Here is a 26,538-nt window from a genome sequence, read left to right as displayed (position 1 = left end):
ATGATAATAGATCGGTTGATACCAAATGGGGGAAAAGCATGAAACTTCAAGCTCCGGGCAAAGCATCGAAATGGTTTGTGTATCAGAAAATCGTCATCGTTTTTATTCTATTATTACTTCCTCTCATCTCTATGAATATTTGGTTGAATTATAAGGGGATGTCCGTGACGAAGGAGTCTCTCTTGAACTCCGCGACAGCAGGCGCGTCTTTCTATTCCAAGCAGCTGGATAAAGAGATGTATTTTATCCGGAATTTACAGCTGCAGCTGTTAAATGACAAGGATCTGCAGAAGCTGAGCTTTCGAGGCAGCATGCTTGAGAATTATGAAGAGGTGGAGCTCATCGATCAGGTCAGGGATCGGCTTGCCACCCTTATGGTCTCCAGCGAGTACATCGTTAGCGCCGGCGTTTACGTGAAGGATATCGGGAAAACGATCTCGACCACAACGGGCGTGACCAATACGCCCAATAAGGAAATGGAACGGATATCTTCCATGATGGCGGTGATGCCCAAGCCTTCTTTTTATCGAAGCGGTGAGCGGATTTTCCTGATTGAAACCGAAAACAACGGCGGCATCTGGTCCTATATCGAAATTTCACGAACTAAGCTGCTGGGGGCTTTAAGCGAAATCGCCAAGCTGTATCCGGAATCCGAAGTATTACTCGGGAGTATAGAAGGGGGGACCATATTGACGACGGCTCCGCGGGCCGATGAGTCATCCGAGATTTTGAGCCATATCTTGGACAATCCCAGCCCGGAACAAAGTGTGCCGGCGACGGGGAAACTGGATGGCGTAGACTATTTTATTATCCAGAATGAAGTTAGCGCGCTGCATCTGTCCCTGGTTATGTATGTGAACCAAAATGAAATTACGCGGCCTTTAAGCCAATTCATTACATGGTTTTATACGTTGTTTATTCTGGCGGTAACCGTCATGGTGCTCTATTCGTTCTCGGTCAATCTGATGATCCACCGGCCTCTGTCCAAGCTTGTCAAAGCCTTTCATATGATCGAAACCGATAATTTGAACATCATGATCGAGTCCAGAAGCAAAGACGAGTTTCATTACGTATTTAACGGGTTCAACAGGATGGCGTTTAAGCTCAAACATTCGATTGAGGAAAACTATGAGCAAAAAATAGCACTGCAGCACTCGCAGCTGAAGCAGCTGCAGTCCCAGATCAATCCACATTTTCTATATAACAGCTTTTTCAATATTTACATGATGTGCAAGGTTGGAGACTCGGACAGTGCGGCGGAGCTCTCTCAAAAGCTCGGAAGCTACTATCAATACATCACGAGAAGCGGCTCCGACGAGGTTCCTTTCTATACGGAATATAAGCATGCGCTGGATTACTGCGACATTCAAGGCATCCGCTTCTCGAACCGGATCACATACGAGCATAAGGAAATTTCGGACATCCCGCCGTTCATAACCGTTCCGAGACTCATCATACAGCCTATCGTAGAGAATGCGTTTGAACACGCGTTCGAAGACGGCATGGAGGAGGGGGAAGTGTACATCAGCAGCGATTACCGGGAAGGCCAATTGCGTGTCACGGTAGAGGATAACGGGAAGCTGTTAACGAATGAGATGCTGCAGTGTTTGCGGGACAAGCTTGCCATGGATTCAAAGCATATTGAAAAAACAGGTTTGATCAACGTGAACAACCGGCTCCAGCTTAAATATGGACCCGGAAGCGGATTGTTCATCTCGCGCAGCGACTATGGCGGCTTAAAGGTAGACCTGATCATTATCATCGATGGGATAGAGGAGGCATCATCATGTACAGACTGTTGATCGTGGACGACGAGCCCGTCATCGTTAACGGCTTGGTTCAGCTTTTTCAGGAGCATGCACAATTGGAACTGGATGTATGTAAAGCTTATTCCGCCAAGGAAGCGCTGGAGATTGCCATGAGAGTGAAGCTGGACATCCTGGTCAGCGATATACGAATGCCCCATAAGAACGGGCTTCAACTGATTGATGAAATTACATACTATTGGCCGCATTGCCGAATTATTTTCCTGACCGGTTACAGTGAATTTGATTATGTGCATGAAGCACTGCGCAAAAACGTAGATAACTACATCCTGAAAACCGAAGGAATCGATCCGATATTTCAAGCTGTCCAAGAGGCTTCATCTAAGCTTGATGAGGAAAACCGTCGCAGAATTCAGGCAGAAAAGGCAAAGGTGCATTTTCAAATCGCCGAGCCTTTGCTGAAACGGGAGCTGATACGACAGGTATTGAAAGGAGAAGCCGTCCATTCCCTGCTGTCCGATCCCCGCTATGAAGAGGTGGAGTTCCGCATTGATGTAGATCAGCCGGCATTTTTTATCATCGGAAGGATCAATGGAGCGGCGGAGTCAAAAACCAAGGATGTGGCGCAAGCTGTTCAGATGACGTTTATTAACGATTTGCCTGCCTCATTTGCATGTGAGCATGCTGTTCTGGACGATGCCTTACAGGTATGGCTGCTGCAGCCGGATGCGGAGCTTCGGAACCGTTTTCGCGGTGATGAGCCGGAGAGTGAGCTTCATTGGCACGGGGTTATGTCCTATATGAGAGGCATCCTGGAGCTGGTCCAAAATGAATGCGAAGAACTGCTCGGTGTTCATGTTTCTTTCGGAATATCAGGCAATCTGCTTCATAAGTGGGATACCTCGGGACAGCAGCTTGATGTTTTACGATCCATGCTGCAGAGCAGGGCTGCGCTTGGTCAAAATATGGTCATTGTGGACATTGAAAAGGCTAAAGAGCTTGAGGATCCGAACCAAGATTATGACCGGTTCAAGCAGGATGATATGAAATTCGACGTGATCGACCGGATCCATAAATATATCTTGGAGCATTTATCCGGGGATGTTTCCTTGACCGCCATCGCGGAGGAAGTCCATTTTAACCCATCTTATCTTTCGCGCTACTACAAGCAGCTGACAGGGCACAACCTGCTGGAGTATATCCAGGCGAAGAAGCTGGAGGGGGCGCTTCACCTGATGCAGCATACGAATATGAAGTTGCAGGAGATTGCCACGCGGCTCGGATTCGAATCTCCTTCCTATTTCACGACATTTTTCAAGAAAAAGATGGGTGTTTCCCCACAGGAATACCGAAATTCCCAATAAGTAAAAAAAGTGAAAGAGAAGTAAAAATCTTAAAATTGATAGCGCTTTCCAATAAAAACTATAATGATACCTAAGCAACACAGATATCCAGATTACGTCAGATAAAGGGGGAAAGCAATCATGAGATGGATCAAGCTAGCGAAAATGATGTTGATTAGCACGATGACGCTTTCGGTAATGGCTGCATGTTCGAATAAGGTAAAAGAATCTGAGGGGACGCCGGCCAAAACCTCTACCGAGGATGCAAAAACCAATACTGCACCGCCCGAACCTCTCGGCAAATATCCTGAAACGGTAACGGTCACGCAAGTGCTCGGCTACAATCCGCCGGAAGACCCGCGGACGCCTCAAGGGATTACACCTGAACAGAATGCTTACTTCAAAGATCTCAAAGACATGCTGAACATTGAGGTTCAGTACAAATGGACGGTGCCATCCAGTCAGTTCGAACAGAAGTTTTCGTTAGCCATGGCTTCGGCGGACCTGCCGGATATTATGGAACTGGACCAGAAGAACTTCGAGAAGCTGAAGAAGCAGGGTATGCTTGCCGATCTAACCCAAGCTTACAACGACTACGCTTCGCCGGCACTGAAAAAATACATGGAGTCTGACGGCGGCTTTGCGATGAAGACGTTTACGTCGGAAGGAAAGCTGCTTGCGATTCCCGGATTTGAGGATCCGTTCCTGTCCACTCAGCTGCTCTGGATCCGCAAGGACTGGCTCGACAACCTGAATTTGCAGCCGCCGCAAACCATGGATGAGCTGGAACAGGTTGCAAAAGCCTTTGTGCAGCAGGATCCGGACCAAAACGGTAAAAGTGACACATACGGTATCGCGATGCAGAAGAATCTGTTCTTCTGGGGCTTTGACCTGAGGGGCTTCTTCAATGGGTTTGGTGCTTACCCGTCCATCGGGGACAACCAGTCGGCCTGGATCAAGGACGACAGCGGCAAGCTTATACCTGGTCTCATTCAACCGGAAGTTAAGACCGCGCTGGGCAAGCTGCAGTCCTGGTACAAGGAGGGGATTCTGGATAAAGAATTTGCCTTGAAGGATGAGAACAAGTCTGTTGAAGATATTACCGCAGGCAAGGTTGGTATTTCCTACGGCGAATGGTGGTATCCGAACTGGCCATTGAATCTCAATGTCGATAAAGATCCTAAGGCAGAATGGATTGCCCTTCAGATTCCTGGACTGGATGGACCCGGGAAGTCGATGGTACCCAAGATTCGCAGCAATAAGCTCGTGGTCGTGAACAAAAAAATGAAGAATCCGGAAGCCGCCATTAAGATGATCAACTTCTACATCGAGATGGGCAACAAGAAGTACATGGATCAGAATAAAGCGGAAAAAGGATATGTATACAATTGGTTTAACCCACGGATTTATAATCCGGCCCAAATCGATACGATCTATACGGAGGTTAACAAAGCGCTTGACGCGAACCAATCCGAAATTACGCTGGATGACGAGAACTACAAAAATGTGGCGGACGTCTTCAAAGCAACAAAGGATTACCTTGCAGGAAATACCGCAGATGCCTCGAAAGGCGTGAATTGGGGCCAGTATTTCAGTCGGGCGGCGAAAGACGGCGGCTGGGGAATGACGCGGCAAATCAAAGAGAGTCAGGCTTACGTGAACAATGAATTCTACGGCCTTCCTACGGCAACGCAGGTGGAAAAGGGATCCCAGCTCGATAAACTGATGCAGGAAACCTTCACCAAGATTGTCATGGGGGCTTCACTGGATGAATTCGATAAATTCGTTCAGAGCTGGAAGTCGCTTGGCGGCGATCAGATTACGCAAGAGGTCAACGATTGGTACGGCCAGCAGAGTGCCAAATAATCTTTGAATGATAGAACGGGAGGATGAGCCTTGATGAAGTTGGCAAATTCCTCCCGTTTTAAATGGACGGGGAGGTTCATCTGTGAGAACGCTAAAAAAAGAATATCTGCTGCATTTGATGTTGCTGCCTGGAGTTATCGTCACATTGATTTATGCTTATGGACCTATGGCCGGTCTTGTCATGGCTTTTCAACAATTTGAGCCGCTGGCTGGGTTCTTCCACTCGGAATTCGTTGGCTTTGATAATTTTCGCTATGTATTTGAACTGCCCGATTTCAAGCAGGTATTGTGGAACACCATTGTCATTTCCGTATTTAAAATGATTTTGTTTTTACTGGTGCCTCTAATCCTGGCACTGCTTCTCAATGAAGTCACCCGAAGATGGTTCTCGCGTTTTATCCAATCCGCCATTTTCCTGCCGTTCTTTCTGTCCTGGACGGTGCTTGGCGGCGTCATCATTGAACTGTTCTCCTTGAATGGTCCGGTGAACGGCTTGGTGGGTGCACTGGATATGGAACCGATCATGTTTATGCTGGATAACCACTGGTTCCGTGGGATCATCATCGGTTCGGACGTATGGAAAGGGATGGGCTATAACATGATTGTTATGCTCGCTGCCATAACAGGAATCCATGCCACGCTGTATGAAGCTGCTGAAGTAGATGGAGCGGGAAGATGGAAGCAGATGATTCATATTACGCTTCCAGGCATGGCACCGATTCTCATCCTGCTGGGTGTATTAAGTCTTGGCGGAATTCTCAACGCCGGTTTCGAACAGATTCTGATCATGTACAACCCGACGGTTTATGAAGGGGCGGATATTATCGATACCTTCGTTTATAGGCTCGGAATGTTCAGTCAGCAATTCGGACCTGCCGCCGCAGTCGGCTTCTTTAAATCGGTCATCTCGCTGGCTCTCGTGGCTGTGACGTACTATGCTGCTTATAAATATAACAATTATCGGATCTTTTAGGCTGGAGTGGAGGTAGGAAAATGCACAAACCAACGATCAGCAGAAGGCTGTTTGTAATCGTGAATACGCTGGTTCTAACCGCAATCACCTTGCTCGGTATCATTCCGTTCATTCATTTGCTCTCGATTTCGTTAAGCTCGAATACAGCGGCGATGGCGGGGGAAGTGAGGCTCTGGCCAGTCGGCTTTAACCTGGATGCTTATCGGTACTTGGGCGAAAAGGTCGAGTTTTTTCGATCATTTCGAGTTTCGCTAACGCGGGTCGTGCTCGGGACGGCAGTGAATATGTTTTTGGTATTCATCACCGCGTATCCCTTATCGAAATCGAATCATCAATTTAAGTTTCGAACACCGTACGTGTGGTTTTTTGCCATTACGATGTTTTTCGGCGGGGGCTTGATTCCCACCTACATGATCGTGAAGAATACAGGCTTGATTGACTCCGTTTGGGCTCTGATTCTGCCTGGGGCACTCAATGTATGGAACATGGTCCTGATGCTGAACTTCTTCCGAACGATTCCGAAGGAGCTGGAGGAGGCGGCAACGATTGACGGTGCCGGACACTGGAGAATATTATGGCGTATCTACCTGCCGGTTTCGCTTCCGTCCATAGCGACGATCGGCCTGTTTACCATCGTGGGACACTGGAATGCTTGGTTCGACGGAATTCTATACTTGAATTCACCGGATAAATATCCGCTGCAAACCTATTTGTCCACGCTCATCATGTCAATCAATTCCCAAATGACTTCGATATCGATCGAACAGATCAAAGCAATGGAGAATTTGAGCGAGAAAACGCTCCGGACTGCCCAAATATTCATGGGCGCGCTGCCGATCATGATTGTGTATCCGTTCCTGCAGAAGTATTTTGTCAAAGGGATGACGGTCGGAAGCGTCAAAGAATAAGTGCTTGCATAAAAAGGAGAAGAATCGGATGAATAAGGTTAAGGTTGCCCTCATCGGAGCAGGACTGCGAGGCATCAATTATATGGAATATGCCCTGCTGCATCCCCATGAGCTGGAGGTGGTTGCCGTCGCGGAACCGAATCGGCAGCGGAGGGAACAGTTTCAAGCTAGGCATGGTCTTGAAGACGCGGCGTGCTTCGAGAATTGGGATGATTTCTTTGCAGGGCCCAAACTCGCGGACGCGGTATTGATATGCACCCAGGATAAGCAGCATTTCGAGCCGACAATCCGGGCGCTAGAGTCCGGTTACCATGTGCTGCTGGAGAAGCCGATGTCACCGGATCCCGAAGAGTGCATCCGGATGGGCGAGATGGCTTCGCAGGCCGGCCTGGTGTTTTCCATCTGTCACGTGCTGCGGTATACGCCGTTCTTCACGACTTTAAAGGAACTGCTGGAGCGTGAGACCATTGGCCAATTGATGTCGATCCAGCATAACGAGAACGTGGGCTATTGGCATCAGGCGCACAGTTTTGTGCGGGGAAATTGGCGTCGTAAGGAAGATTCCAGTCCGATGATTCTCGCCAAGTCCTGTCATGATCTCGATATTTTGCTCTGGCTTGCCGATGCCGATTGTCTCCGGGTATCCTCTTTCGGTTCGCTGAGCCATTTTACGGCTGCGCAAGCACCGGAAGGCGCACCCAAACGGTGTTTGGACGGATGCCCGGTCTCGGACCAGTGCCTCTATTATGCGCCTGATCTATATTTGACAGAGGATACGAATTGGCCAACGTCGGCGATCAGCGATGATATGAGTTATGATGCCCGTTACAAGGCGTTGCTGGAGGGACCATATGGCCGCTGCGTATACCATTGCGATAATGACGTGGTGGACCATCAGGTCGTTAATTTGGAATTTGCCAATACCGTGACGGCGGCATTTACGATGAGTGCGTTTACGCGAGATGTCAGCCGCACGATCAAGCTGATGGGAACCCGTGGGGAAATCCGCGGAGCCATGGAGAAAAACGAAATAGAGATCATTCATTTCGGCAGCGGCAAGATCGAGCGGATAACATTTGAGGATAGGGGCGGGCATGTCGGCCACGGCGGCGGTGATATGGGTCTGATCAAGGATTTTCTGAGGCTGGTACAGACAGGGGGAAGCGATCAAGGGCTGACTTCGGCAAGTCGTTCCGTTCAAAGTCATCTCATGGCGTTTGCCGCTGAGCAGTCGAGAGTGGATGGGAAGGTCATCTCAATAAAGGAATTTGAGCAGCAGTTCAACACGCAAGTAAGCACGATGCCCGGGAAATAATGTGTAGCACGCAAGCCCGATTGCAGCTGCAATCGGGCTTGTTTTTGTATTTTAACGACAAGGAATAGGCACCACTCGATGCAAGACTCTAAGGCACAACGCCAAGTGGCTGGGTATGGTAAAATAAACCCAGTGCTTGATAGAAGAACAAATAGATCGGCCGGAATATGACCGTTTTTTTGAATGCTTGTTTTAACTGATAGGAGTTGACGACTATGAGATATCTAAAAGATATTCAGGAGCCGGGGATGGGAACCTGGTATTTTGAAATAGACAACAACGGCACGGCTTATAGGCAGATCGTTCTTGATGAGGATGGCAGCTGCATTACATCCAACCGGAAGCACGATTCCTATCATTTCATGCTGGCGGAGCACCCTCTTGATCCGGAGGAACCCTATTATACAGAGATCAGTCAAGCGGCATTCGAAGAGCTTTGGATGGAACAGCTGCAAGCTGGCCAGATGGACTGGCATCGGACCCAACGTTTATTTCCAGTCGGCGCTAAAGTGGAAGGCTTCATCGAGGCCTTTTTTCCGCAAGGCACGTTGATTAACCTGCTGGAGCCGGGGGCCGTAGGCTTGGCGGACACGTCCAATCTGAAAGCAAGTGCCCCTGCTGAATGGATGTATCCTCGTTATCGGGTCATTGCTGAGGTATCCGGTTACGATGAAGTAAACCAATGGGTTCTTCTTACCGAAACAGAAATTCCGGGAAGTCCGTTTGACGAAGCTGAACTTGGCAATAAAGAAGGAGTATAGGTGATCGAAAGAGTATGTTATTACTCTGCCGTTCCATGGGGAAAGGCTATGAGTGGTTGTACTTTAACAACGTTCCGTTGATGGATGAATCGGTCACATCCTTAATAATGAGCTCACGAAACCACGGGAATCGTGGTTTTTTTTGCGATGGCGGACATGCGTATGAAGCGTTTGGTTTGAATTGGATATAATTTGCTATGCTCGGGATATCCTAATTGCAAGAAGTATATCTTTGAACGAATTCAAAATGCTCAGGGAAGGGTAATCAAGTATAATTCCAAGACGAAACAGGAGGTTAGCATGAAACATACAAACGGTATGTCCGATGCTGCAATTCTCGGGATGGGTACGGCATTGCCGGCACATTCAGTCGCACAGTCGGATATTGCGGATTTAATTGCCTCTACGCTGCAGGATAAACCCGATTTGGCCCGCTTTGCTCGAAGAGTATTTAGATCCTGCGGTGTCGAAACTCGTTATACTTGCGAATCCAACTACCTTGGTCCATTGGAAGAATGCCGCTATCTGCCTTCCCATGACGAGTCAGATATCCCGACAACCGAGGAACGAATGGATACATACAAGCGGGAGGCCCTTCCGCTTGGCGTAGCAGCAGCCGAGAAGGCGTTGAAAGATGCCGGTATGTCACCGGATCGAATCACGCATCTCATTACGGTCAGCTGCACGGGTCAATACCAGCCGGGTATGGATGTACTGCTGGTCCGTCAGTTGGGGCTTGCTCCCCGGATCAATCGTCTGCCGTTGATATTTCAGGGATGTGCTGCGGGTCTTAAGGCGATTCAAATGGCAAGGGATGTTGTAAGGGGAGCGCCGGCATCGCAAGTTTTGATTGTGTGCGTGGAGCTTTGTACCCTTCATTTTCAGCCGGTCAAGGAGAGGGAAGCGCTGTTTGCAGCCTCGTTTTTCGGGGATGGGGCCTCATCCTGTGTTATCGGTCTTCCGGAAACGAATCATCGGCATTATTTGGAGCTCGGCCCGGGTTATTCGGTACTGCTCCCGGATTCAACGGAGGATATGACGTGGGAGGTAGGCAATACAGGCTTTGATCTTTTTTTATCGCCGCGTATTCCGAAGCTGCTCGGTATTCACCTGGAGGAAGAACTGCGTATTCTGCTGAAGGACGATAAGCTTCCGGAATTGTGGGCCATCCATCCTGGTGGACGGGGCATCGTGGATTCCGTGCAGGAAGTCATGCGCTTGACCGATGAACAAACCAAATACAGCAGGGACATCTTAAGAACGGCAGGGAATCTCTCCTCCGTGACCATTATGTTTGTGCTGAGTGCGATGCGTAAAGAGATGCAAGAGCTGGACAAAGCTTCCTCGGAAGGGGTAGCTATGGCCTTCGGGCCAGGCCTGACAGCGGAGCTCATGCGTTTTACCTACGTAAAGGCTTATGCGTCATCGGTTAAGGAGCAGGACCATGTCCTTCTTTAGAACCTTGTCCATCCGGGCGCAGGAAGATGAGCTGATGGATGACTTCTCCATGGGAGGGGAAGAGTTAATTGAAGCGCTGAAGCACTTAAGGCGGCTGAATCGGATCTTCGCGGCGCCGGGACCTACCCTGAACGGCGTGGAAAAGCTTTGGAAATCGATGGGCAGCCCGAGCACCCTTAGCATCATGGACGTAGGGGCCGGTTCAGGCGATGTAAACCAGAAGCTGCTGCAATGGTCGGATCAAAGGGGCATCAAGCTGAATATTACCTTGGTCGATATGACGGAAGAGGCATGCGATGAGGCTAGACGACTGTTTCAAAACGAACCGAGGGTTCGAGTTCGGCGCGCCGACGTTAAAGATGTCCCCAGTGCATCAGCTGATATCGTGACCGGTTCCCAGTTCATCCATCATTTCCAGGGCGATCAGCTGGTGGAGATGGTGACACATATGCTGCGAGCCTCTATTCACGGGGTCGTAATCAATGATATTCATCGGCATCCGGTACCCTACACGGCTGTCTGGATTACGACGCGCATCATTTCCCGCAATCGCTATATTCGCCATGATGGTCCGTTATCGGTTGCAAAGGGATTTAAAGGGAGAGATTGGAGAGAGTTGAAAAAGCAGCTTAATCTCGACACCATGACCTATGAATGGAAGCCACTATTCCGTTATTCCGTTGTTATCCCGAAACATCGGACACCCTAGTCATCTACTCGTTTCGGAAGCCAATGTTCTTCAGGTAAAGCTATAAGGCAGGTGTTCATATATGTCAAAGCAAGCGGATGTCATAATCATCGGAGCGGGAGTAGCCGGCACCAGCTGTGCACTACAGCTTGCAAAGCAAGGGCATCGTACGATATTGTTGGATCGGCAATCATTTCCGCGCCATAAAACCTGTGGTGAATTCATGTCGCCAGAGACCCAAGAGATGCTGGATTATCTAGGCGTCCATCTAATGGGTGAAGAGGTTAAGCCTAGTTCCATGGATCATGCCAAAATCGTGATGTCACACGGCGGTGAGATTAACGCTCCGTTACCGGGACAGGCAACCGGCATCAGCCGCTATGAGCTCGATCGCCTTCTTCATGAGAATGCAGTGAACGCGGGTGCGGAAATTGTCACGGGAACAACCGTGACCGGTATTCAGAAGCTGGGTGATCATGGGTATGAAGTCGATGCGAGGCAAGGGAACGAGCGCGTTCGATATGAGGCAAGGGTCGTCATTGGTGCATATGGTACAAAAAAGCCGCGTACCGTGGCCGCTGCCGAGGAATATCGGGATGACACCGTCTATGTCGGCGTAAAATCGCATTTTAGCGGCATTACGATACCGGCCCGTGTTGAACTGTATTTTTGCGATGGGGGTTATGTCGGGATATCGCCGATTGAAAATGGAACGGTCAATGTGGCCGCGTTGCTGTCCTTGAACTCCGTGCAGGGCAGCGGCAAATCGGTGCCTGACATTCTCCGGGCCGCTTCACGGACGAACAGAAGGTTGGCTGAACGGATGGCTGAAGGAGAGCCTGTATCGGGAACGCAGGTATCCATTGCTCCGCTTCGTTTATCCCATACACCGCATCCATGGTCGGAATATCCTCACATCGGCGATGCGATGCTGATGCTTCCGCCGCTGTGCGGGGACGGGATGTCGGTTGCTCTGCGATCATCATTGCTATGCTCTGGCTGGACAGACAAATATTTAAAGGGAGAAATAAACTTCGTTCAATGGCGAAAACAATATACACTTGAAGCCAATCGTACGTTTACGGAGCTTCTCAGAAGGGCAAGGAGAATTCAGAACCTCGCTTTCGCCAAAACCAATCGCTTCTATCCAGGTATCGCCAGGATGATTCCAGGATTGGCTTCCTATATCGTAAAAGCTACCCGGTTATCCGAATCGGGCATAGGCACCAGATAATAGCCGCATAATAATTGCGGCTTTTTTGTATTAGTTATTCTACGGATATACGTTGACATTAAACAAACATTATTTTATTATGTTTACAATTCAATAGACAAAAACAAACAATGTTTATAAATTTGCGCAGAATGGAGGGGTGGAATGCAAGCTGGACAATTTTCAACTAATCCGACCGGAGTCATTCGAAGTACTCTTGATTTCCAGTTCCAAATCGCTTGGCAGCTGCTCGACTTGCATCTCGCGGGGCTTCAAGACGAGGAGTTTCATTGGCGACCTGCTTCAAAGGGGCTCCACGTTTACCGTGAATCTGAAATCTGGCTGGCAGAATGGCCGGAATCCGAGGAGTATGAAATGGGCCCGCCGAATATATCATGGCTGACATGGCATATCACATACTGGTGGTCTATGGTGCTGAATCATTCGTTCGGCAGTGGGACATTGGCCCGTGAAGAGATCCATTCTAAGGGTAACATCCAAGAGACCAGGGATAGAATAAATGAATTGAGCAGCGAGTGGAAACGGGAAATGTCGGCTTTGACGGACGAAGCGCTCCTTTCTACGGAACGAACGTTATGGCCTTTCATTGATAAGCCTTTTCATGAATTGGCAGCCTGGCTCAATCTAGAACTGATGAAAAATGCGGCTGAGATCGGTTATTGCCGTTTCCTTTATGCTGTTCACAACAAATAACCCAATGATCCATGGGACAATCCATCGTATAGATGACGATGAAAAAGAAGGGCTGCTAAGTTGCTTTGTGCAACCTGGCAGCCCATATATGTAGATGCATTAAGAATTTGTCACTTCGTTCTCGATGACGATGCGATTTAGCTTCAAATGTACCGGCGCAGCTATCGTGTCGCCCACTGGGCATTTACGCTCCAGGAATTCAACGAACTGCTCAACCTTCTCGGCGGACGAAGGGGTTTTGATGTAGAAGGTGTACCGAATATCGGAGTATCCTGGGCGTACGTCCGAGCGGTTAAAGAATCCGTCCAGGTCCAGGTCGCCTTCTACCTCAACTCTGAAATCTTCAAGGATCACATCGAATTTTGGCGCATATACACGGGCCACGATCGATTGGCATGCCCCCAGGGAGGCGAGCAGAGCTTCAACGGGGTTCATTCCGGTATCCGTACCTCCAAGGCTCTTCGGCTCATCGATGACTAACTCGAACTGCCTTACATTAGTAACAACCTTGACCCCTTCTTGCAAATGGGCAGTTGCTTTGAACGTTTGAACACTCGGCATATACCACATCTCCCTTTATGGACAGCCCCATACGGTGGGGGTGATCTGTCTCTCAATGAAAATCTATACTATATTACTAGGTTTAGTAAGGATTATAATTCTATTTGGCATGATCTGTCAATCAAACATGAGTGGGAGGATATGGCGGGCGTTTGTATTCCTAAGGGAGAGAACTGGAAGAAGGAGAAAAAAAGAGAGCGTGTTCTCGTATCGAAAACACACTCTCCAGATCGGATGCATATTATTTTTCGGAAGCCTTATTTTGTTGTTTCAGCAAATCGCGAATTTCTGTCAACAACAGTTCTTCCTTTGATGGAGCCGGCGGTTCTTCCGCCTTCGTTACTTCCTTACGTTTAAAGCGGTTCAGTGTACGGATGAACATGAAGATCGAGAAGGAGACAATCAGGAAGTCTACGACCGTTTGAAGAAATACTCCATACGTCAGGGTTGCATCCCCGATTGTCGCCTCTAGTCCTGATAGATCCACCCCGCCAAGAATCAATCCAATCACCGGCATAATGATATCACTCACCAATGAGGATACGATTTTGCCAAAAGCAGCACCAATGATAACCCCAATGGCTAAATCCAGCACGTTACCTTTAAGCGCAAAGGTTTTAAATTCTTTTAACAAATTCATAATACGTCACCTTTTCAATCCAAAATGTAGGGCGGCCATTAATCTACCACTGAAATATCCTATCAGCTACTAGTGGAATGCGCAAGATCGTTAAGTCGTATTTTTTTACGGAAACGTAGGCGAGCGGCCGCTTGCACGTACAGGTTGACCAACAGGCGGCATTCATGTTAAGTTTTTTAATATTCACACGATAACGGGATCAGTTCAAGGAGGGATAAAGCGATGACTGAATTAGAGGTTGTAGATGTTTATGTGAACCTGTCGATACTGGGAAGCATAAGACAAGGTTCACACCATAACCAATCAGATACCGGAACTTTATCCTTCTATACTTATACGCAGGCAATTTAGCGATAGCTTGATCTTCGCTTGTTTCTTTATGGTATAGTTGGTTAACGTAGCGAAGAACGCACCGGATTTCTGGTGTTTCTGCGCTTTTTTTCGTTCTGAAATTTTACCGTAGAGGAAAGATGAAAATGTCATTAATCAATGTTTCTAACCTTTCGTTTGCTTATGATAGCAGCTATGATCCAATATTCGAACAGGTGAGCTTTCAAATCGATACCGATTGGAAATTAGGATTTACCGGAAGAAACGGCAGGGGAAAAACCACGTTTCTCAATCTGCTGCTAGGCAAGTACGAGTACAGCGGGAATATTTCGGCCTCCGTGAGCTTCGAATATTTCCCTTACCATGTCGAGAACAAGGAATATCTCACTCTGGATATCATCGAGGAGATCTATCCGGAGTATGTTCATTGGCAAATTGTGCGCGAGCTTAACTTGTTAAAGGTTTCGGAAGATGTACTGTACCGGCCTTTTGCGTCATTATCCAACGGAGAACAGACCAAAGTAATGCTGGCTGCGTTGTTTATCAAGGAAAACCGCTTCCTCTTGATTGACGAACCAACCAATCACCTGGACATGCATGCGAGAAAATTGGTCAGCGACTATCTCAGCAAGAAAAGCGGATTTATTCTGGTATCTCACGATAGATCATTCTTGGATCACTGTGTAGACCACATCCTGTCGATCAATAAAACCAATATCGAGATCCAAAAAGGCAATTTTTCCGCATGGTGGGAAAATAAAAAGCGACAGGATCAATTTGAGCTTGCCAGTGATGAGAAACTCAGGAAAGATATTAAACGTTTAACCGATTCTGCCAGAAGAACGGGGAATTGGTCGCACGAAGTGGAAAAATCCAAAAACGGCACCAGAAATTCAGGCTCCAAAGTAGATAAAGGTTATATCGGCCATAAGGCAGCTAAAATGATGAAACGCTCCAAAAACCTGGAGCAGCGACAGCAGTCCGCCATTGAGGAAAAATCGAAGCTGCTTAAAAATATCGAGAGTTCCGAGAGTCTGCAGATGTTCCAACTCGATTATCATAAAAAACAGCTGGTCGAGCTGGAGCGTGTCTCTCTTTCATATGGCCCTAAGACGGTGTGTGAAAACCTGAGTTTTACGATTGAAAAAGGGGACCGGATTGCCCTTTCGGGTAAAAACGGTTCAGGTAAATCCAGTATCCTTAAGCTGATATGCGGAGAAGAGATGCAATACACGGGTCATTTCAGCAGGGATAGCCAGCTTAAGATATCCTATGTATCTCAGGACACGTCCCACCTTCAAGGCAGTTTGACGGATTATGCCATAAGCAGCGGGATTGATGAAAGCCTGTTTAAATCCATACTGCGAAAGCTCGATTTCTCCAGACTTCAATTTGAAAAGGATATTTCGACTTATAGCGGGGGACAGAAGAAGAAGGTGCTGATCGCTAAAAGCCTTAGTGAGCATGCTCATTTGTACGTTTGGGATGAACCGCTTAATTTTATCGATGTTATCTCTCGTATGCAAATTGAAGAGCTATTGCTCGAGTTTGCACCGACCATTCTGTTCGTGGAGCATGATCGTGCATTTTGCGACAATGTGGCCACAAAGATCGTTGAGCTTGATGGCAATCAAGAAATTTAAGGAACAACAAGACCGTTATCCCGAGAAGGAACGGGAGTATGTATTAGCTAGTCAATGTTCCTTAAGAGGATATTTCAAAAAAAAGCTGTCCGCTGATTAGCGGCAGCTTTTTTACATTTCATTGTCATGTCAACTGGACGTTCTTACAGTATACCTAGACCTTCCAGTAGCCGGTCAAATACAGTTCTTCCATCGCTTGATTCCAAAAGGACTCATCATTTGGACGGTCGATGGGGCCTGGAGGGTGCAAACGCCGTCGATCCCCCAATCCAATTCTTGCAGCTCAATAACCGAGGTAACATCCGAAATCGAGCTCGATATCATCCAATCAAGCGGGAAAGAAAAGCGTCTTCGTTGACGTTGCCGTAAATTGACTGATGGCCCGCACCAGCTGCCCAAGCTAATGATCATATCGTAGGCGCCTTTTACATCCATCAGCTTCACAACGTCACCACTCTCTCATGTACATCTATAATTATCGTATTCAGCCTGTTTTCAAGCCGTATGGACATTCATAAATAGGGAACCGTCTGTTTTGATCAGCGTGTCTTACAACAATGTAAGCTTGTAGAAAGGTTAATCGATAAGAGAATCTTTCATTATGGTTTAGACTGGAGTTAATTGAACATATAAGAAGGGGATGTAGGATGAGGAATGTGATGATGATTTTATTTGCAATTACAAGCATTATGCTTATGGGGACGTGCAGGGAACTGGAGTTAGAACAAGCAGAATGCGGGGAGATCATTGAAATGGGGATCAAGCGAAGGTCGAATACAAGTGACATCATACGCACCTAAAGAAAAGAAGCCGCAAAACATGCAGCTTCTTTTCTTTGAATGATTCGAAGGTACAGATTCAATGTGAATAGACAGACAGGGCTTCCTTGGTTATCCTCTCAATGACTTTCTCGAATCAACTGCTGCAGTTGATTCGTGTAAAAAGCTAGCTCATTCTCCGAATAGAGATCCTTTAGCAGCGCTTGGATCAAAAAGTGTCGGGGACGTTCTGCGGTGAACTCTTCCCGCAGCATCGCCGTTACCTCAGACAAGTCTTTTTTTCTGGAGTTCGTTATGGACATATCCGGGATAATCGACTCGATTGTATCCAGCAACGCCGTTCTTCGTATTTCTTGCGTATGAGTAAGTGCCTCTAAATCAACCATCGAATATTCCTTCATGAGTTCGTCGGTGAGCAGGGGACGGGGAGCACGTTGTTCCAATCCCAGCACGAGATCATCCATTCGCTCAGCGATGAAAACAGCCAATTCCTTTTGAATGAGCGGTTTGAATCCAAACAATACATGAAAGGTATACTCTCGGATCAATCCGTTAAAGACGGCCGTAGCATCCCATTTCCATTCCGCTATGGAATCCCCGTAATGACGGAGCAAAATATTCTGGTAATAACGAAACATATTCAATTGGAGCTGATGAATGACGGTGCCGATCTTGTCACTGTTCGCCGGTGGGAGCTCGTTGTGATCACGCGAAATATAATATCCATGCTCGATGAAAAAATCGAATTGGTAAGCGATCTCCTCAATAAATGTTTCCCTGCGGGATAAGCCTTTTTTGCGGATCTTCTCTACGGCATCAATCATATCTTGCTGTCGTTTCTCCAGAATACGGATGTACAGCTCTTCTTTGGAACCATAGTATTTATAGATTGAGCCTTTAGCGATGCTGCAATCATCCGCAATATCTTGAATCGAAGTCGCTTGATATCCTTTTTCGGCAAAGGAACGAATAGCCGATTGCAATATTTTTTCTTTTAACAAGCTCATAGCGTGGCCCCCTTAACGATGTACAAAAAAACGGATTCGATCATTATCATATCGTTTTTTGCAGAGCTAATCCACAGGCACAAAAAAGGCACCTTATTCTTGAACGAGCATAATATCCGGATATTTCTTCGACAGTTCATCCATGGCGTTATTCCGTATTCCCTTGAGATGCTGGTCAAAGAAAGCAACGCTTACCTCGTTTATGATGCGATGAACCGACCTTGGATCCTCTCCCGGGTTAGGCAGCAGCGGAGAGAATAGATGAAAATCCGTATAACTCATATGGGAAGTATGCGGAATCGTCATCGTGTATCCGCCTCCCTGCAGAGCATTCATGCGACGCCTTACCGTTTCCTCCCAAAAATCTTCGTAATACTCCCGTGTTTGGCCGCTTTGTGCCATGGCTTGATCCAGCGAGTTATCGAATATCGACTTATCGATACTCTTCTCACCATTCATCTGTAAATATGGCTTGTTTAGCCCCGTGCCGGGCATCGGGTCTCCATATAAGGTTCCATCCATATTGATCGCAGCCTTGATACGAGAATTCTTCAGCAGCATCTGGGCAGCGGTGGCTCCACCGTAAGAATGCCCGAACATGCCGATTCGCTCCAGATCAAGCCGGCCGGTAAAACGGTCCTGTTCATCCTGTTCATTCATTTGTTCAAGCCGATTCAAAATAAAGGATACATCCTGAGTCCATAGTGTCATGTGCTCATCAAGCGCTGTAAAGCCTGAAAGAGTGTGCTGGTTGATCAAAATCTTCCGGCCGTCCGGGTAAACCGTGGCAGCCGCATCATAGGCATGGTCGATTCCGACCACGATGTATCCATGGCTGACCAGTTCTTCGATCTGGAAGGTATTCTGGTTGCGGAAACCCGTCATGCCATGTGAAAAGATCAAGATCGGATATTTCCCCTCAATGGAAGACAGCGGGGTATTGCTGTAGGCATGGGTCTCCACAAGGCCCAGATGGCTTAACGTCCAAGCAGGGAAGGACAATGCCTGTTCAAGACCTTGCGTAATGGCTGCTGCGTCACGGATATAGGGTTCGGCTTCTTCACCCGAGTCGGGTTCGGAAGGATACCATATCTGTGCCATCAGCTCGCGGTGATCCGTCGGATCGGCAGAGTACTCATCGGGCCGTTCATAGTCAACAAAGTGGTATACCGCTGTTCCCACAGAATAGGGCCCTTGAGGTTGATTAAATGCGAATACGGGGAGCAAGAGCGGCAATGCGACCATGACCGATGCGTAAAAGAACAACACCGTGGTCCAGAACCAGGCTATCCACCTATTCTTGCTCTTACTGCGTTGTTGTTTTTCATGTTTTCTAAAAATGATGCAAATTGTCAGGATAACGGAAGCCGCATAACAAGGAATCATTTGCCATCGGCAATCCTCCACGATGATCTGCACAACCGTAACGATATATAACGCGATTAACGAGTAGATCAACCGGCTTTTCTTCGATCGGGGTCCCCAAATCGTTGCTATAGCCAGAGCGATAATGAATAGTATGATAACCATTTCTCCGAATCTCAAGTAAGTTCCTCCTATGTTTAACGGTTATTGTGGTTGATTCGATATCCGCCTTTTAATCGAACGAAGATTCATCGGTAATTTGTTTTGGTTTTCTAAGAAATAAGCTGAGAACCAGTCCCATACATGCGATGCAGGCAGCCAGGAAAAAGGTGTCCGCGAATGAGGCTGCATGGGATTCCAGCGGGTTGGTTCCAACAGGGTTACTCGGCAGGTTTGATGTCATCCGGGAAGATAAATATCCAGTGAACCCGGCGACGGCAAAAGAAGCGATCACCTGCTGCGACGCACTTGTAAGTGGAGTAACCCGGCTTACAAGGTGCTTAGGCGTTGCATTTAATACATGCGTATTCAGGGACATCATCGATAACCCCATGCCGGAGCCCATTAGAAACAGCACGATCATGATAAGGAATAAAGGGGTATCGATTCGAACAAAGGACATCGTGAACAATGCAATGCTCATCAGTGTCATTCCGGCCACAAGCGGGGGACGTGCTCCCACTTTATCAAACAGCTTGCCTGCCATAGGCATAAAGATCATGGAACCGACTGCCTGTGGCAGCAGGATTAGCCCGGTCGTCAGCGGAGTGAAACCTCTAATCTGCTGCAGCAGCAGCGGGAACAAAAGCACGGAGCCGAACATGGCGGCCTGCATGATCCAGGAGATGATGATACCGCGTGTGAAATCAACCGATTTGAACGCACGCAGTTCAAGCAACGGTTGTTTTTGCCGTAAGCAGGACCAAATGAAGAGGAGCAGCGCGATTCCGCCGATGATGATTCCGGACAACGTTCTGGTAGAAGTCCAGCTTACCCCTCCCTCACTGACCCCATAAGTAATCATGGCAAAAGCCACGGGTCCAAGTATCATGCCAACCATGTCCAGGGACGGAGCCTCCTTTCCTGGAAAGGAAGGCAGATGTTTGATTCCCACGAATAATCCGATCATGCCAATGGGGAGATTGATCAGAAAAATCCATTCCCAGCTGACAAACTCAATCAACCATCCGGATAATACGGGACCGAGCGCTGGGGCAAGCAGTAATGGTATTCCAAACATTCCTATAATAGAACCTCTTTTATCCGGAGGCGCCAAACGGTACACCATGGCCATTCCGATCGGCGATACCATGCCGCCCCCCATTCCCTGAATAACCCGGAAGGCGATGAGCTGCTCGGCTGACTGGGCAAAAGCACATAACACGGATCCTATCGTAAACAATCCGATCGATATGAGAAACACCCGTTTGGGCTGAAATTTATCCGACAGCCAACCCGCGAGAGGGATAACCGCTGACAATGCAAGAGTGTATGCGGCTATCGACCATTGAATGGTATGCAGGGGGCTATCAAAATATTGAACTAGCGTAGGTACAGCGACATTTACGACGGTGCTGTCCAACAGGACCATGAAGGTGCCGATGATGACGGCAAGTAATGGCGCCATAATGTCCTTGATTGTAAAAGCTCTTTCTTCCGGGGTGTTACGAACAATTGCAGATGGATCTGACATGATGGTGAACCTACTTTCTTTGAAAATTCGCAAAATAGAACTTATTAGTTTTTATAAAAACCAATAAGTCATATATAATAGTAACGATGAACGTTTGATGTGTCAAACGGGTACCCATCAAGTTTTTTATCGAAAAAATAACATTTCGATATACTCGTCCATCTAATCTTATAGAGGGCCCTCAAAAGGAGATGAATATCGTGCGAGAATTGGAACATGAAGTCAAGAGAGCACAGCGAGGAGATCGTGAAGTCAAAAATCGCAATGGATAAGAAATATAAATGCATCTGGCATGTTATGATCTGAAGAGAAAAGGAATCATAGAAGCAAGCTGGTTATGACATTTATCTTACTAATGCGAGGGAGTGCAACAATCGATGATTAGCAAAATTGGTCAAATTATGGTGTATGTAAATGATCAGGATCAAGCTGTGAAGTATTGGACTGAAATGGTAGGATTTCAAGTCATAGCTGAAGAGAACAACGGTGAAATGAGATGGATTGAAATCGCTCCTACGAAGGAAGCAGAAACAAGCATCATTCTGCATGATAAGGAACTCGTAGCCAAAATGTCGCCAGGATTACATTTGGGCACACCTTCTTTAATGTTTTTCACGGAAAATTTCGAGGCGCTGCACAGCCATTTAACCAGCCACAATATCGCGGTCGGTGAAGTGGTGACTATGCCTTCCGGCAGAGTTTTCAACTTTGCGGATTATGAAGAAAACTATTTTGCTGTCATGGAAAAATAAGAGTAACCGAGCCATACGATCAACTATAGAAGGTATGGATGTAAAGTCGCCTATATGGCGGCTTTTTTGTATAGAAGAAATGTTCCTGCTGACATGCTTTAGCCGCCGTTCCAAACCCTTAGATGGTGGACGTTATACTTTTTTCCTGTATTCGCTATAATGGATACAGTGATTTAAGGAAAGGGATGTCATGCATGAAGAAAGTGATTGTCATTGGATCGGGAATACTAGGGGCATCGACTGCTTATCAGTTGGCAAAAATGGGAGCGGAAGTCCTCATGATAGACCGCAAAGATAAAGGACAGGCTACGGATGCCGCAGCAGGCATTATCTGCCCCTGGCTGTCGCAAAGGCGGAATCAGGCGTGGTACCAACTAGCCAAGGCCGGGGCACGTTTTTACCCTGAGTTAGTGAAAGAACTCATCAGCGAAGGCGAGACAGAAACAGGCTACGCACAAGTCGGCGCTCTTAGCATTCATGACGATTTGGATAAAATCCGCAAGATGGAGGAACGGGCTCAATTTAGGAAAACAGATGCTCCGGAAATCGGTGAGATTACCCGGCTGAATGAGGAAGAAACCCATGAACGTTTTCCTTTGCTAGGTGAAGGTTATCATTCCGTTCATATTAGCGGTGCCGCCCGTATTGATGGTCGTGCGCTGCGCGATGCGCTGATCCGGTCCGCACAGAGGAACGGGGCCAAGCTTATAAACGGGGATGCCGCATTGTTATATCAAGGAAATCGTGTAACCGGAGCAGCTGTCGGAGCCAATAGCTTCGTAGCTGATGAGGTTATTGTTTGCGCCGGTGCATGGGCTAACCAACTGCTTCAGCCATTAGGCATTCACTTTCAGGTTCGTTTTCAAAAAGCCCAAATCATGCATGTAGAGGCGGCTGAGCAAGAAGATACAGGCAGCTGGCCTGTCGTCATGCCGCCTTCGGATCAATATTTGCTCTCTTTTGATAACCAGAAGATTGTGATCGGGGCGACTCACGAAAATGATGTCAAAGGCTACGATACGAGAGTGACAGCCGGCGGCATGCAGGAAATCCTGAATAAAGGATTGGCCTTGGCGCCTGGACTATCTGACAGCACGTTTCAGGAAGTGCGAGTCGGGTTTCGTCCGTTTACACCCGGCTTTCTTCCGGTTATCGGTGATGTCCCTGGCTGGGAAGGCCTTATTACGGCAAACGGGTTGGGTGCGTCCGGACTGACGATGGGTCCATTTATCGGGAGCCAACTTGCAAAGTTGGCGCTTCGAATGCCGCTGGATATCGACATCCGGGATTATGATGTTCGTAAAGCTATGGATGAAGCCCAAGCATGGCCGTCCAGCTGATCGAAACCATGAATCAGTCATAGCAAGTTTCCGTTTGTGTGGATCACGTATGGATGTGGATGTAAGTGCAGATGCATACTTGAATATAAATAAGCCGCGATAAATCGCGGCTTATTTGTTATGGTGAAGCTTCCGTACTCTAAACGGTCGTGAAGGATTCGTTCATGCGGCTTGCTTTCAGCTTGCCAAACAGGAATCGAACGGTCGGGCCTACAATGAGGAGCTGAAGCGGCAAAGCAAACACAAAATTTTTAATGAAAATGGAGAAGTAGCTTCCAAGCAGCGATTCTCCTCCGAGGCCGTTTGCATAGTAGGAGGACGCCAGTCCGTATATGGACATAAAGGTCACCATTCCTATCACCATAAAAAATGCCATCGCCACGATCATGATGATTTTACTGGAATTGTTGCGCGTTAATGAAAACACGATTTTTTTGACGGCGGGTCCGACAACAAACAACTCCAGCATGAAGGCAATCATAAAGCCCAGAACGAATTGCATGAGCAGGGCTACCAGTGATATTCGTCCGATCAATCCGTTAGTAATCAAATTGTAAGTCGTCATCATGATGACCATCCCCACACACATCATCATACCAAAATAAAAATTCTCTTTCTTCGTTGTTGGCAATTTCCTCATCCTTTCTAGTTACCTTTGTCATTATAGAGATGGGGAAAAGCTCCTCGTAAGTGAACATTATGTGAACATTTACTGAAAAAGTTTCTGCTGATAACCGATTCAAAATTGAGTATAATAATCAATTGAATAATACAACTGGCGAGATACCTTGACAGTCATAGTAATGTGATGTACATTTTATACGTGGAGGTGATCGCCGTGGTAAATAAAATCTCCTCGGACCTACTCAGGGGACATACGGATACGATTATTTTGAAGCTGCTCCAGAGCGGCGATAAGTATGGTTATGAAATATCGAAATTAATACATGCCAATTCCGGAGGCGAGTACGAGCTTAAGGAAGCCACCATGTATTCAAGTTTGAAGCGACTCGAACATGACGGGAATATAACTTCCTACTGGGGGGATGAGACCCAAGGAGGAAGAAGGAAGTATTACAAGGTAACCGCTAGAGGACGGGAAACGTATGAATTGAACAAGGAAAACTGGGAATCAGCTAAACGCATTTTGGATCATTTACTTTAAAAAGAAAGGCGGTTAACATGCCATGCAGGATCAATTAAGAAAGTATTTGGACGGCATCTTTTCGCCGTATGAGGATTTGAACGAAGTCAAGGATTTGAAAGAGGAATTGTTCCTTGATCTGAGCGAGAAATGGGTTGATTTGAAGGCTCAAGGTTATGGGGAAGCGGAAGCATACCGGCTGACGATCAATTCCATCGGAGACGTGTCGGAAATTATCGAGAGCATCACGGTTAAAACCCGGGAACTTCAACGGAAGATAGGTATGGATTTATCGAAAACCAATTTGGTGAATTCCGATTTTCAGCAGGTAACCGTTCATGATGGGAAATTCAATTACAGCAACCTGCGCGGGTCGGACTTTAGCAACGCGGATTTGACCCACAGCTCTTTCAAGTGCAGCGATCTTCGGAACGTCATATTTGATGGTGCAAACCTTTCGCACGCCAAACTCACGATGGCCGACTTGACGAGCGCAAGCTTCAACGGCTGCATTTTCGATCAAACGGATTTCAGCAAATCGGATGTATCCGGCGTGAGTTTTGATAACCAAACCTTTACGGGCACCAATTTTAATTATACAGGCTTGGCAAAGACCTCCTTCCGAAATGCCGTGTTTCACAATGTCTTATTCAAAACCAATGCAAAGAAAGCAATTTTCGACGGTGCGACCATGGATAAACTGACCTATGCCCTGCTGAAAGGCAGCAAGGCCGATTTACGGAATGTAACGGTAGTCTAAACCATTTCGGAGGAGGAAGAAAACGGATATATCATCCGGTTTGTGCACGACTCCATTCAGAATATATATTCAGCCGAAATAGGCCGACCAAGCAGTTTTGGTCGGCCTATTTTTTTACAAAAAAACATTCACTGTTGGCTTGTTGATACAATCACAATATTTTATAATGAGTAAAAACTCACTCATAAAAAGGAGAAGCAGCTTGCCACGTACAAAGGAACAATACGAAGAAATGCGTAACGCAACCAGACAAAAAATACAATCGGCCGGGATGCGGCTTTTTGTTCAAAAAGGGTTCGGCTCCACGAATGTGCAGGACATAGCAGATGCAGCCGGTATTAGCATTGGGCTTTTATACCGGCATTACAAAACAAAAGAAAGCTTGTTTAATGAACTTGTTGAATTTGCGCTTGACGGCTTGATCCAAATCATCCAAACCTTCGAGAACGCTGATTCACCGAAACAACTCTTGGCGCAGTTCGTTGACGAAATATATCGCGATATGCAAGATGGGGAAGAGCTTGCCAATTTGCTGATACTCATGAATCAGTTGTTTTTCTCCGGTGATGGAACCAATCGGAAACAAGCTGAGGTTTTAGAGGTAAATGGTCGGCTGTTGCGTTCTACCGCCGAACTTATTAAGAAGGGACAGGAGTCAGGCGATTTCCGTTCCGGAGATGCTCATCAAATGGCCGTGTTGTTTTATTCGGCATTGCAGGGCCTGGCTGATATGAAAGTGATTTTGAAGAACAACTTTGTTATGCCATCCACGCGCGTACTCACATTATTCCTTTTCAAGGAGGAAGATTGACTATGTTTACAGTTAGGAAAGCCGATCAATTAGGAATGGATGCAAGGGTTCAAATGTCCCGTATTTTTGCAGAAGGATTCTCGCAATGGCTTGGATATTTCTCTAAAGATAAGGAGCAAATCGCCAGAGCCTTTGCGCACATGTTTAACCTGGATCAATTTTATGTTGCCGTTGCCGGCGAGAAAGTGGCTGGGATGGCTGCATGTTCTGACGGCACCTCTTTATCCGTGAAACTCAACAAAAAAGAGCTGCGGGAGCATTTGGGATTATATAAGGGCAGCCTTGCGCACATGTTTTTGAAAAAGGAATTTGAAACACCACTTGCGAATCCGTCTCCGGTAAAGTGTTCGATTGAGTTTGTAGGGACGGCCGCGGAATATCGAGGACAGGGGGTAGGCTCGCTGATCATAGGCCATATACTTGAAGCTTCTCCATACCGTGAGTTTTTAATAGAAGAGGTAGCCGATACGAATATACCAGCGATGAGACTCTACGAAAAGATGGGGTTTGAGGAATACAAACGGACCACGATTCCCCCGAAGAAAGCAGGAAAAATAGGCATTAATCATATCGTATCTCTAAAGCGCGTAAAATGAGGATTACGGCTAGGATCCACTCAGCGTAGATCCGTGAATGTCAGCTTGCATGTAGGTTATGGCCATTTCGGTTCAAACAACATTCTTCATTCATAGTCCTAAAGTTTCAATA

25 protein-coding genes are annotated in these 26,538 nt (G+C 47.1%); 18 read left to right on the top strand and 7 right to left on the bottom strand.

Annotation, left to right across the window (positions count from 1 at the left end):
* Window positions 1–38: 38 nt before the first annotated feature.
* From ACETK5_RS13855 to ACETK5_RS13805, 11 genes are all read left to right on the top strand, one after another.
* Window positions 39–1,802, top strand: coding sequence for a histidine kinase (locus ACETK5_RS13855; RefSeq protein WP_394056272.1), 1,764 nt, complete (start codon window positions 39–41; stop codon window positions 1,800–1,802).
* A complete protein-coding gene (locus tag ACETK5_RS13850; protein WP_394056270.1) occupies window positions 1,787–3,130 on the top strand; it encodes a response regulator in 1,344 nt (447 codons plus the stop codon). The genes ACETK5_RS13855 and ACETK5_RS13850 overlap by 16 nt, the downstream gene beginning before the upstream one ends.
* Before the next feature lie 120 nt (window positions 3,131–3,250).
* The gene (locus ACETK5_RS13845) at window positions 3,251–4,975 is read left to right on the top strand and encodes an extracellular solute-binding protein (protein ID WP_394056269.1); all 1,725 of its coding nucleotides are present in this window, start codon (window positions 3,251–3,253) and stop codon (window positions 4,973–4,975) included.
* Between the two features lie 82 nt (window positions 4,976–5,057).
* The gene (locus ACETK5_RS13840) at window positions 5,058–5,948 is read left to right on the top strand and encodes an ABC transporter permease (RefSeq protein ID WP_127590294.1); all 891 of its coding nucleotides are present in this window, start codon (window positions 5,058–5,060) and stop codon (window positions 5,946–5,948) included.
* 20 nt (window positions 5,949–5,968) lie between these two features.
* Window positions 5,969–6,856: a carbohydrate ABC transporter permease gene (locus tag ACETK5_RS13835; protein WP_100536834.1), complete on the top strand. Its 888-nt coding sequence runs from the start codon at window positions 5,969–5,971 to the stop codon at window positions 6,854–6,856.
* Between the two features lie 28 nt (window positions 6,857–6,884).
* Window positions 6,885–8,171 carry a Gfo/Idh/MocA family protein gene (locus ACETK5_RS13830; protein WP_394056266.1) on the top strand — a complete coding sequence of 429 codons (1,287 nt, stop codon included), beginning with the start codon at window positions 6,885–6,887 and terminating at the stop codon, window positions 8,169–8,171.
* Between the two features lie 215 nt (window positions 8,172–8,386).
* On the top strand, window positions 8,387–8,932 hold the full coding sequence (locus ACETK5_RS13825) for a hypothetical protein (protein WP_394056264.1): 546 nt from the start codon (window positions 8,387–8,389) through the stop codon (window positions 8,930–8,932).
* 300 nt (window positions 8,933–9,232) lie between these two features.
* A complete protein-coding gene (locus ACETK5_RS13820; protein WP_394056262.1) occupies window positions 9,233–10,390 on the top strand; it encodes a type III polyketide synthase in 1,158 nt (385 codons plus the stop codon).
* Window positions 10,377–11,099 carry a methyltransferase domain-containing protein gene (locus tag ACETK5_RS13815; RefSeq protein ID WP_394056260.1) on the top strand — a complete coding sequence of 241 codons (723 nt, stop codon included), beginning with the start codon at window positions 10,377–10,379 and terminating at the stop codon, window positions 11,097–11,099. The genes ACETK5_RS13820 and ACETK5_RS13815 overlap by 14 nt, the downstream gene beginning before the upstream one ends.
* A gap of 61 nt (window positions 11,100–11,160) precedes the next feature.
* Entirely contained in the window at window positions 11,161–12,312 is a 1,152-nt protein-coding gene (locus ACETK5_RS13810) for an NAD(P)/FAD-dependent oxidoreductase (protein ID WP_394056258.1), read from the top strand.
* A gap of 144 nt (window positions 12,313–12,456) precedes the next feature.
* Window positions 12,457–13,005 carry a DinB family protein gene (locus tag ACETK5_RS13805; RefSeq protein WP_394056256.1) on the top strand — a complete coding sequence of 183 codons (549 nt, stop codon included), beginning with the start codon at window positions 12,457–12,459 and terminating at the stop codon, window positions 13,003–13,005.
* A gap of 99 nt (window positions 13,006–13,104) precedes the next feature.
* Here the strand turns inward: ACETK5_RS13805 and ACETK5_RS13800 are convergent, their stop codons facing one another.
* Window positions 13,105–13,566: an OsmC family protein gene (locus ACETK5_RS13800; RefSeq protein WP_100536841.1), complete on the bottom strand. Its 462-nt coding sequence runs from the start codon at window positions 13,564–13,566 to the stop codon at window positions 13,105–13,107.
* A 241-nt stretch (window positions 13,567–13,807) separates the two neighbouring features.
* On the bottom strand, window positions 13,808–14,206 hold the full coding sequence (gene mscL, locus ACETK5_RS13795) for a large conductance mechanosensitive channel protein MscL (RefSeq protein WP_394056254.1): 399 nt from the start codon (window positions 14,204–14,206) through the stop codon (window positions 13,808–13,810).
* Window positions 14,207–14,682: 476 nt separating this feature from the next.
* Between mscL and ACETK5_RS13790 the strand changes: the two genes are divergently transcribed.
* Window positions 14,683–16,179 carry an Lsa family ABC-F type ribosomal protection protein gene (locus ACETK5_RS13790; RefSeq protein WP_394056252.1) on the top strand — a complete coding sequence of 499 codons (1,497 nt, stop codon included), beginning with the start codon at window positions 14,683–14,685 and terminating at the stop codon, window positions 16,177–16,179.
* A 174-nt stretch (window positions 16,180–16,353) separates the two neighbouring features.
* On the opposite strand, the gene ACETK5_RS13785 is transcribed toward ACETK5_RS13790, so the two are convergent.
* The 4 genes from ACETK5_RS13785 to ACETK5_RS13770 form a co-directional block, all read right to left on the bottom strand.
* The gene (locus ACETK5_RS13785; protein ID WP_100539346.1) at window positions 16,354–16,614 is read right to left on the bottom strand and encodes a DUF1796 family putative cysteine peptidase; all 261 of its coding nucleotides are present in this window, start codon (window positions 16,612–16,614) and stop codon (window positions 16,354–16,356) included.
* Between the two features lie 463 nt (window positions 16,615–17,077).
* Window positions 17,078–17,965 carry a TetR/AcrR family transcriptional regulator gene (locus ACETK5_RS13780; protein WP_326119408.1) on the bottom strand — a complete coding sequence of 296 codons (888 nt, stop codon included), beginning with the start codon at window positions 17,963–17,965 and terminating at the stop codon, window positions 17,078–17,080.
* Window positions 17,966–18,058: 93 nt separating this feature from the next.
* A complete protein-coding gene (locus ACETK5_RS13775) occupies window positions 18,059–19,510 on the bottom strand; it encodes an alpha/beta hydrolase family protein (protein ID WP_394056250.1) in 1,452 nt (483 codons plus the stop codon).
* A gap of 52 nt (window positions 19,511–19,562) precedes the next feature.
* Window positions 19,563–21,023 (bottom strand): MDR family MFS transporter, encoded by a 1,461-nt coding sequence (locus ACETK5_RS13770; protein ID WP_394056248.1) that lies wholly within the window; start codon window positions 21,021–21,023, stop codon window positions 19,563–19,565.
* Window positions 21,024–21,400: 377 nt separating this feature from the next.
* Between ACETK5_RS13770 and ACETK5_RS13765 the strand changes: the two genes are divergently transcribed.
* Window positions 21,401–21,775 carry a VOC family protein gene (locus ACETK5_RS13765; RefSeq protein WP_394056246.1) on the top strand — a complete coding sequence of 125 codons (375 nt, stop codon included), beginning with the start codon at window positions 21,401–21,403 and terminating at the stop codon, window positions 21,773–21,775.
* Window positions 21,776–21,969: 194 nt separating this feature from the next.
* A complete protein-coding gene (locus ACETK5_RS13760; RefSeq protein ID WP_394056244.1) occupies window positions 21,970–23,115 on the top strand; it encodes an NAD(P)/FAD-dependent oxidoreductase in 1,146 nt (381 codons plus the stop codon).
* A 139-nt stretch (window positions 23,116–23,254) separates the two neighbouring features.
* On the opposite strand, the gene ACETK5_RS13755 is transcribed toward ACETK5_RS13760, so the two are convergent.
* Window positions 23,255–23,746 (bottom strand): hypothetical protein, encoded by a 492-nt coding sequence (locus ACETK5_RS13755; RefSeq protein ID WP_394056242.1) that lies wholly within the window; start codon window positions 23,744–23,746, stop codon window positions 23,255–23,257.
* Window positions 23,747–23,923: 177 nt separating this feature from the next.
* Between ACETK5_RS13755 and ACETK5_RS13750 the strand changes: the two genes are divergently transcribed.
* The 4 genes from ACETK5_RS13750 (at window position 23,924) to ACETK5_RS13735 (ending at window position 26,426) form a co-directional block, all read left to right on the top strand.
* Window positions 23,924–24,280 (top strand): PadR family transcriptional regulator, encoded by a 357-nt coding sequence (locus ACETK5_RS13750; RefSeq protein WP_394057435.1) that lies wholly within the window; start codon window positions 23,924–23,926, stop codon window positions 24,278–24,280.
* 22 nt (window positions 24,281–24,302) lie between these two features.
* Window positions 24,303–25,019, top strand: coding sequence for a pentapeptide repeat-containing protein (locus tag ACETK5_RS13745; protein WP_100536855.1), 717 nt, complete (start codon window positions 24,303–24,305; stop codon window positions 25,017–25,019).
* 202 nt (window positions 25,020–25,221) lie between these two features.
* Window positions 25,222–25,830, top strand: coding sequence for a TetR/AcrR family transcriptional regulator (locus ACETK5_RS13740; protein ID WP_394057433.1), 609 nt, complete (start codon window positions 25,222–25,224; stop codon window positions 25,828–25,830).
* A gap of 2 nt (window positions 25,831–25,832) precedes the next feature.
* The gene (locus tag ACETK5_RS13735) at window positions 25,833–26,426 is read left to right on the top strand and encodes a GNAT family N-acetyltransferase (RefSeq protein WP_100536857.1); all 594 of its coding nucleotides are present in this window, start codon (window positions 25,833–25,835) and stop codon (window positions 26,424–26,426) included.
* The last annotated feature ends 112 nt before the right edge of the window (window positions 26,427–26,538 follow it).

The organism is Paenibacillus ilasis (assembly GCF_043195395.1).
Lineage (GTDB): Bacteria > Bacillota > Bacilli > Paenibacillales > Paenibacillaceae > Paenibacillus_AQ > Paenibacillus_AQ lautus.
The sequence above is the reverse complement of the archived record's forward strand: the minus strand, read 5'-3'. Positions and strand labels throughout refer to the sequence as shown.

What these genes read in the sequence shown, in the direction of transcription:
- ACETK5_RS13830 (WP_394056266.1), top strand. Translation starts at nt 6,885, where the DNA reads ATGAATAAGGTTAAGGTTGCCCTCATCGGAGCAGGACTGCGAGGCATC.
- ACETK5_RS13805 (WP_394056256.1), top strand. Translation starts at nt 12,457, where the DNA reads ATGCAAGCTGGACAATTTTCAACTAATCCGACCGGAGTCATTCGAAGT.
- ACETK5_RS13820 (WP_394056262.1), top strand. Translation starts at nt 9,233, where the DNA reads ATGAAACATACAAACGGTATGTCCGATGCTGCAATTCTCGGGATGGGT.
- ACETK5_RS13825 (WP_394056264.1), top strand. Translation starts at nt 8,387, where the DNA reads ATGAGATATCTAAAAGATATTCAGGAGCCGGGGATGGGAACCTGGTAT.
- ACETK5_RS13835 (WP_100536834.1), top strand. Translation starts at nt 5,969, where the DNA reads ATGCACAAACCAACGATCAGCAGAAGGCTGTTTGTAATCGTGAATACG.
- ACETK5_RS13765 (WP_394056246.1), top strand. Translation starts at nt 21,401, where the DNA reads ATGATTAGCAAAATTGGTCAAATTATGGTGTATGTAAATGATCAGGAT.
- ACETK5_RS13760 (WP_394056244.1), top strand. Translation starts at nt 21,970, where the DNA reads ATGAAGAAAGTGATTGTCATTGGATCGGGAATACTAGGGGCATCGACT.
- ACETK5_RS13815 (WP_394056260.1), top strand. Translation starts at nt 10,377, where the DNA reads ATGTCCTTCTTTAGAACCTTGTCCATCCGGGCGCAGGAAGATGAGCTG.
- ACETK5_RS13770 (WP_394056248.1), bottom strand. Translation starts at nt 21,023, where the DNA reads ATGTCAGATCCATCTGCAATTGTTCGTAACACCCCGGAAGAAAGAGCT.
- ACETK5_RS13800 (WP_100536841.1), bottom strand. Translation starts at nt 13,566, where the DNA reads ATGCCGAGTGTTCAAACGTTCAAAGCAACTGCCCATTTGCAAGAAGGG.
- ACETK5_RS13785 (WP_100539346.1), bottom strand. Translation starts at nt 16,614, where the DNA reads ATGGATGTAAAAGGCGCCTACGATATGATCATTAGCTTGGGCAGCTGG.
- ACETK5_RS13735 (WP_100536857.1), top strand. Translation starts at nt 25,833, where the DNA reads ATGTTTACAGTTAGGAAAGCCGATCAATTAGGAATGGATGCAAGGGTT.
- ACETK5_RS13790 (WP_394056252.1), top strand. Translation starts at nt 14,683, where the DNA reads ATGTCATTAATCAATGTTTCTAACCTTTCGTTTGCTTATGATAGCAGC.
- ACETK5_RS13750 (WP_394057435.1), top strand. Translation starts at nt 23,924, where the DNA reads ATGTACATTTTATACGTGGAGGTGATCGCCGTGGTAAATAAAATCTCC.
- ACETK5_RS13810 (WP_394056258.1), top strand. Translation starts at nt 11,161, where the DNA reads ATGTCAAAGCAAGCGGATGTCATAATCATCGGAGCGGGAGTAGCCGGC.
- ACETK5_RS13850 (WP_394056270.1), top strand. Translation starts at nt 1,787, where the DNA reads ATGTACAGACTGTTGATCGTGGACGACGAGCCCGTCATCGTTAACGGC.
- mscL (WP_394056254.1), bottom strand. Translation starts at nt 14,206, where the DNA reads ATGAATTTGTTAAAAGAATTTAAAACCTTTGCGCTTAAAGGTAACGTG.
- ACETK5_RS13845 (WP_394056269.1), top strand. Translation starts at nt 3,251, where the DNA reads ATGAGATGGATCAAGCTAGCGAAAATGATGTTGATTAGCACGATGACG.
- ACETK5_RS13855 (WP_394056272.1), top strand. Translation starts at nt 39, where the DNA reads ATGAAACTTCAAGCTCCGGGCAAAGCATCGAAATGGTTTGTGTATCAG.
- ACETK5_RS13745 (WP_100536855.1), top strand. Translation starts at nt 24,303, where the DNA reads ATGCAGGATCAATTAAGAAAGTATTTGGACGGCATCTTTTCGCCGTAT.
- ACETK5_RS13780 (WP_326119408.1), bottom strand. Translation starts at nt 17,965, where the DNA reads ATGAGCTTGTTAAAAGAAAAAATATTGCAATCGGCTATTCGTTCCTTT.